Source organism: Bacillus sp. JJ1521, from assembly GCF_036965165.1.
In the GTDB taxonomy this organism is placed as follows: domain Bacteria; phylum Bacillota; class Bacilli; order Bacillales; family Bacillaceae_L; genus Ferdinandcohnia.
In genome coordinates this window covers 1-2,079 of the sequence record NZ_JBALOX010000027.1, presented here as the reverse complement: position 1 = coordinate 2,079, position 2,079 = coordinate 1, and the positions used below count along the sequence as shown (strand labels likewise).

Below are 2,079 nucleotides of genomic sequence, written 5' to 3'. Positions count from 1 at the left end.
GGCCTAAAAAATCTGGGCACAAATACGCCAAGGCGCATTTGATTATAGGGAGGCAGGCAAAACGATGAGTGTTGGTTCAACAAATGAAATACAATTGACGATAATAACGGGAATGTCAGGTGCTGGTAAAACGGTTGCCATTCAAAGCTTTGAAGATTTAGGGTATTTTTGCGTAGATAATCTTCCTCCGACATTACTTCCAAAGTTTCTTGAGTTAATGAAGGAATCTGGCGGAAAAATGCATAAAGTTGCTCTTGTCATGGATCTAAGGGGTCGCGAATTTTTCGATAGCTTATTCGCATCCCTTGATGAGCTTTCAGAGGTATCGTGGATTTCTCCTCAAATCTTATTCCTTGATGCGAAGGATACAACACTTGTAACGCGCTATAAGGAAACAAGACGTTCTCATCCCCTTGCCCCAACAGGTTCACCACTTGAAGGCATCCAGGCAGAGCGGGAAATTCTAGAGGAAATGAAGGGTAGGGCCCAGTATATCTATGACACATCGGATTTGAAACCAAGAGAACTACGGGAGAAAATATTAAAGCAGTTCGCATCGCAATCAAGACCTACATTTTCAGTCAACGTCATGTCTTTTGGTTTTAAGTATGGCATCCCAATTGATGCTGATCTCGTGTTTGATGTGCGATTCCTCCCGAATCCACATTATATCGAGGCGATGAGACCAAGGACTGGTCTTGATGAGGATGTATCAAGCTATGTTTTGAAATGGACGGAAACCCAGAAGTTTATTGAAAAAGTAACTGATTTGCTTGCATTTATGCTTCCGCAATACAAGCGTGAAGGAAAAAGCCAGCTTGTTATTGCAATCGGTTGTACGGGCGGACAGCACCGTTCAGTTACACTTGCTGAATATATCGCAAATCATTTCAAGGATGATTATCAAACCCATGTTTCTCACCGCGATATTGAGAGGAGAAAGGAACGAAAGTAATGACCAATCCAAAACAGCCTAAGATTGTCATCATTGGTGGTGGAACTGGCCTTTCCGTACTTTTACGAGGGTTAAAATATCAGCCTGTTGATATTACAGCAATTGTAACGGTTGCGGATGACGGGGGATCTTCTGGTCGACTTCGCGATGAGATGGATATTCCACCACCCGGTGATATTCGAAATGTATTAGCTGCTCTTTCTGATGTGGAGCCTTTGATTGAGGATTTGTTCCAGCATCGATTTGCAGGTGGAAATGGCTTATCCGGTCATTCACTTGGAAACCTGATTCTTGCGGCAATGACAACGATAACTGGCGATTTTGTTCATGCAGTTGGTGAAATGAGTAAAGTTCTAAAAGTCCGAGGAAAAGTCCTGCCAGCAGCAAATAAAAGTGTCGTTTTAAATGCTGAAATGGAAGATGGCACTGTTGTTACGGGGGAGTCCAAAATTCCCTATTCAGGTAAAAAAATCAAGCGTGTCTTTTTAACACCGGATGATGTGGAGCCGTTAAACGAATCCATTGAAAAGATCCAGCAGGCTGATATGATTATTATTGGTCCTGGCAGCCTCTACACAAGCATTTTGCCAAATTTACTTGTGCCAAAAATTGGCGAAGAAGTCGTCAAAGCAAAAGCAAAAAAGGTATACATTTGTAACGTGATGACACAGGCTGGGGAAACCCTGAACTATGCTGCAAGCGACCATGTGCAGGCCATCAATGATCATATGGGTTTAAAGTTCATAGATACGATTTTGGTCAATGATGGTGATATTCCGGAGCGTATCAAGGAAAAATATGCAAAAGAGCTGGCAAAGCCTGTTGTTTATGATTTAGAAAGACTTTCTACTTTAGGTTTATCCATCATTAATGATAAAATCATCTCATACGATAATGACGTCATCAGACATGACACAACCAAAGTAGCAAATCTATTGTATAATATGCTTTTAGAAGATATAAAAGGGTGATTGAAAAATCATCCTTTCGATAAAAAGGAGGGTGGAACCTGTGTCATTTGCATCAGAGACGAAAAAAGAACTGACAAACCTAGACATCAAAGATTGCTGCGCAATAGCCGAGCTTTCCGCTTTGATCCGAATGAATGGCGCACTTTCCTTCTC

At 41.6% G+C, this 2,079-nt stretch carries 2 protein-coding genes and 1 pseudogene; all 3 read left to right on the top strand.

Annotated features, from left to right (window positions below):
- Positions 1–64 precede the first annotated feature (64 nt).
- Positions 65–955, top strand: a complete 891-nt coding sequence (gene rapZ, locus V7147_RS04975) for an RNase adapter RapZ (RefSeq protein ID WP_335366758.1) — start codon at positions 65–67, stop codon at positions 953–955.
- On the top strand, positions 955–1,926 hold the full coding sequence (locus tag V7147_RS04970) for a gluconeogenesis factor YvcK family protein (protein WP_335366757.1): 972 nt from the start codon (positions 955–957) through the stop codon (positions 1,924–1,926). The genes rapZ and V7147_RS04970 overlap by 1 nt, the downstream gene beginning before the upstream one ends.
- 40 nt (positions 1,927–1,966) lie before the next feature.
- Positions 1,967–2,079: pseudogene (locus V7147_RS04965) on the top strand (DNA-binding protein WhiA); the annotation flags it as partial.

What these genes read in the sequence shown, in the direction of transcription:
- rapZ (WP_335366758.1), top strand. Translation starts at nt 65, where the DNA reads ATGAGTGTTGGTTCAACAAATGAAATACAATTGACGATAATAACGGGA.
- V7147_RS04970 (WP_335366757.1), top strand. Translation starts at nt 955, where the DNA reads ATGACCAATCCAAAACAGCCTAAGATTGTCATCATTGGTGGTGGAACT.